The 4415-nt window shown below is 42.7% G+C and carries 5 protein-coding genes; 4 read left to right on the forward strand and 1 reads right to left on the reverse strand.

Going from position 1 to position 4415, the window contains the following annotated elements; genetic code table 11:
- The 4 genes from M5G11_RS27075 to M5G11_RS27090 form a co-directional block, all read left to right on the forward strand.
- On the forward strand, positions 1 to 961 hold a 961-nt coding region (locus M5G11_RS27075; protein ID WP_273914078.1), incomplete at its 5' end, for an SIR2 family NAD-dependent protein deacylase.
- Positions 962 to 1118: 157 nt separating this feature from the next.
- Entirely contained in the window at positions 1119 to 2006 is an 888-nt protein-coding gene (locus M5G11_RS27080; protein ID WP_273914082.1) for a restriction endonuclease, read from the forward strand.
- Positions 2007 to 2717, forward strand: a complete 711-nt coding sequence (locus tag M5G11_RS27085) for a sensor histidine kinase (RefSeq protein ID WP_273914079.1) — start codon at positions 2007 to 2009, stop codon at positions 2715 to 2717.
- Positions 2714 to 3136: a hypothetical protein gene (locus M5G11_RS27090; protein ID WP_273914080.1), complete on the forward strand. Its 423-nt coding sequence runs from the start codon at positions 2714 to 2716 to the stop codon at positions 3134 to 3136. Before M5G11_RS27085 ends, M5G11_RS27090 begins: the two co-directional genes overlap by 4 nt.
- A 338-nt stretch (positions 3137 to 3474) precedes the next feature.
- Here M5G11_RS27090 and M5G11_RS27095 read toward each other — a convergent pair whose 3' ends face one another.
- On the reverse strand, positions 3475 to 4293 hold the full coding sequence (locus M5G11_RS27095; protein ID WP_273914081.1) for a DUF2971 domain-containing protein: 819 nt from the start codon (positions 4291 to 4293) through the stop codon (positions 3475 to 3477).
- Positions 4294 to 4415: the final 122 nt, after the last annotated feature.

Genomic DNA, 4415 nt, shown 5'->3' on the forward strand with positions numbered 1-4415 from the left:
CACACTATTCCGAATAGCCAAAAAAATTCACCCTCACTCAATAATCACAACCAACTATGATTGTTTACTTGAGAGCGTTTTCCCTGACTACGCTCCAATCATTGGACAGCGAATTCTCTATGCAAATCATTCAAGCATAGGTGAAATATTTAAGATACATGGATGTGCTTCGGATTCTAGGAGTGTAGTCATCACACGAGAGGACTACGATAACTTTCTGAAAAAGAAAAAGTATCTAAGCGCCAAAATGCTTGCTTTTTTTGCGGAGCATCCTCTTATTTTTGTTGGCTACAGCGCCGAAGATCCAAACATTAGAGCTATACTTTCGGATATTGATGAGATTCTTTCCGAAAATGGCGCGTTAATTCCAAATATTTACCATTTAGAGTGGTCAAGCAAGGAAGTCACCGAATATCCTAGGCGTGAACGTCTGATATCGGTATCAGAGAATAAAAGCATACGTATAAAAAGTATCGTTGCACATGACTATAGCTGGGTATACAAGGCTTTTGGCGCTAACCAAGCACTTGACAACGTCAACCCAAAGTTACTGCGTGCGCTACTGGCAAGAACCTATGAGCTAGTGCGTTCTGACATTCCGAAAAACCCCATTCAAGTTGATTACACTGTACTTGCAAACGTCTCTGAGTCAGAGGGAGCATTAGCTAAACTTTACGGAATAGCTGACGCCTCTGACGGTCTAGCTTTCAACGTCAACTTCCCACACACACCATCAACTTTAGGTGTAAGTTTGGGTTTCAAAGGATGGCACGACGCGAATAAGCTGCTCGAGATTTTGAAGAACACTACTGGTGTAGATATAAAATCGTTCGACAATAAATACCATTGTGCTGTAATGAACGGCAATGAGGTTCAGGCGCATCGATACTCTAACTTGCTGCGACAGCTACTTGAAAAAATAAAAACCGGAGAGGAATATACTTTGGATTTGCCCGCTTAACCTTTGATGCTTAAATATCAATAAGCTTGATGCCTTAACAGCCCATTGGGAGTGACTGAAATTGGCTAGAAGCAGCTTCAGTTTCCAGAAGGCTAGAGTACTGTCATGAAGTCACTGCCAAGATCTACTAGGATTTTCAAGGAGGAACATTGAATTTATTAAGTCTTTCCCAGGACAATTTGAAAGTATGACATTTGATATTGTTACTACGCTCGGATTGAGAAATACAGTATGGAGAACTCCTGGAAGCGATGTAGGAAGAGACATTGAAGGTGATTATTTTATTTCGGATTTATCCGGACAGTATCAACGCCAAAAGTGGTATGTTGAATGCAAAAGGTATACAGGTTCTGTTGACTGGCCTACAGTGTGGAATAAAATATCATATGCCGAAGCGCAAAGCGCTGATATGCTTTTATTCGTAACAAGCTCTTCCCTCACGCCGCAAGCAGTTGATCATGTTAGAGCCTGGAATGAAACACGAAAAAAACCAACTATTAGATTCTGGGGCGCAGTTGAGGTTGCTGCGAAATTAAATCTTTACCCCGAACTCGCAAGGAAGTATGGGCTGAAATCAGAGGCGGCATCTAAACTCGATATATTTTACCCCTCCATTTTACTACTTATCAAAATATCTAATACTCTTTCGCCGGACACTGGGCCGACACCTGAAATAAAACTATGGCTGGCTCATTCTATCAGCGAACTGGTATCGACTAGGATGTCAGATGTAAAAGTTTCAGATGAGTTTTATTTTCGAACTCACAAAACTGAAGATCAATTCGAATGGATAGATTATTCAGGGTTATGTGTCAAGCATTATGATCGATTCTCTATTAGAGCGCTATTTTCATACTTAGTATTTATTTTTAAGGCGGCACCAGTAATCACGCAAGACCAAGAACTTAACTTGGCAATTGAATTGCCGAGAACTTTAATTGAGTCGGAAGAAAATCACATCCAAGCGCTTTCAGGTTTGTCAAATTTTAGCGCTCAACTGGGGGCTGAAAATATTAGCCTGTCTATAATTAAAATGGCCGTATAAATGGATAACAAAGAAACCTTATTCCTCATTCAAAATATTACTCACCAAGCAATAAATCCAATGAGTGGCGTGATTGGAACACTCGACACTTTAATAAGTGATGTAATTCCAGAGCATAAAAAGGCTCAGCGATTAGCACGCGCTAGGGCGCAACTAGAGTATACGATTTCGCTGATAAGAAACCTTTCATATTTTGCAGAGTACGCATCGGGAAATACTGAGTCAATTTCGAACTCCTCCATTAAAACCACTGTTATACCACAGGCCATTATCGAATCTGCGCAGTTCTTTCAAGAACAAGGGACGAATAGTAAGATAAAGGTAGAGCTAGAGGATAGAAACACTCAAAACTGCGTAAAGGGTGATCCGAATTTACTTAAGCAGGTCTTCATGAATCTCATCGATAATGGAGTTAAATATGGCAAGGCCGGCTCGACTTTGACAATAAAAAACTGGATACAGAAAAAAACTGACAACCTGATCATAACATTTGAAGGGCAAAGCGAGGCATTTTCTAACGAAGACGATATTTTCGCAATCGGATATCGAGCAAAAAGTGCAAAAGAAAGAACATCTTCCGGGTCCGGCCTAGGGCTTCATATTTGTAAGCTAATCATCGAGAATGCATTTCAGGGGACGATTGACGGGAGTCATTCATCTTCTGGAATTACGAAATTTGAAATCAGAATACCAAATGGATTTTTAAAATGAGCGCAAAAATTCTAATTCTTGATGATGAACCTATGTTTTTGGATTGGCTAGAGGACTATGTCGAGTCACTAGGTTTCAGCGTAGATTTTTCAACCTCGATAGATGATGCAAATAAAAAGCTAGTGGGCGCCGGCGTAGATGACTATGCAGCACTGATTTTTGATCTCAATGTGCCCGCCTCTTCTGAGTTTGAAAGCGTATTGGAGCAAAGGGGGAAGCTATTTCAAGAATTCAGAGGTCTATTTATAGCGCAGCAAGCTCGAACGAAAGGGATTAACGGTAATAAAATTATAGTCTATTCGGTTCACGACAAGCCAGAAGTCGAAGAGATGTGTCAAAGATTAAATGTTTCATATATACCTAAAGGTCGAGCAAGAGCTTTAAAAGATAAGCTTGCCTCAATATTAACGAGAACATGAATAGACGCTGACGAAAATATTTTTGTTGCTCTGAGGTCGCAAATTGTAATACACCTGAGCCGGTCGCATGACGGATAGGGGGTGAGAGGATTTACGGTTCGCAATCCAGTAAGCCGACCACTTTCAGACTACCTGCGCTTCCACGCCGGCAATGGTGATGCGATTCTCTTCAGTTGGCTCGCAGCCCCCAAGAATCGCCCCAAGGTTTGGTAATTTCCGGAGTGACAAATTTTGGACGAAAACACACTTCTGCGACCGTCTTCTTTTGGCCGAAAGAAGCCTGCTATGCTGGATGGGCAGAAGATATCATTTATCGAGAGTGCAATTTGAGTGGCCGATTAAGTACCTGCTGTCCCCAGCAGTCCTAGCCGCTTTGCTTCCAGATGTGAAATGTAATTTACGGGTTGAAATTCAACTGAGAAGTTAAACTTGCTACGAGAACCTTGCCAGAGTTGGACGTGTTCATTTTGTCCTGCGAGAACTAACGCAATGATCTCAATCGCAGTGAGGGGCATGTCGGGGCCGAAGTAGATGCCGGTGAGTGCTTCTGAAGGATACCGATACGCCGTGCCAGTTTGGTTATGAATAGCACGCCACTCGTGCTCATAAGCCCAATCAATCGCTTTGGTACAATAGAGATCAGAGACAGGGTCGGAGTCTTCACCGCATAGTATCGGAACGATGTCGAGAATGGGCATGTCTTGTGTGTAGCGGACCTTCTTAATCTTGTGAAATGGATCGGCCATAGTTGAAAACTCCAGGCAAAAACCTTTACAATGATCCCCGTAATGGGACCACATCAACAAGTTGTCCTTTTTCTCTGAAAAGCAACTGACCCCACGTTGTGACAGAAACCTTTTGATCATGTCATCTAAGGTTTTTTGTCCTATGCGAAGGAGCATATCCCGAAGCACAGCAGGAGATGCCTTTTCGAACTCTCGCCGAATTCCATTTTCGATTTCGGGTTTCGCTAAGTAATGGCTTCGCAGTTTTTCAACATCGGCGTCTGTTGGCTCCTTGATGCGCGGTGAAAGCGCGCAGTCGTAAGGGTCATTGAAAGCGAGCGGGGAACCGAAATAGATTAATTGGTCCTTCAGGTTCTGAAGCGACTGTGCGGTAAAGCGCTCGTACTTGTAGAGTTGCAGCGGCGATGACATGGGTTCATATTCCTAGATAAAAACCTGAAGCGACTGTTTCGCCATCAGTCTGTCCACTGTCCGTTGCTGGCCGTCAGTGACCGCTTGGGAACGTCCGCTTATGGCCCAGAGTGTGTCAAAAC

This window comes from Pseudomonas fontis (genome assembly GCF_028656955.1).
GTDB classification, from domain to species: Bacteria; Pseudomonadota; Gammaproteobacteria; order Pseudomonadales; family Pseudomonadaceae; genus Aquipseudomonas; species Aquipseudomonas fontis.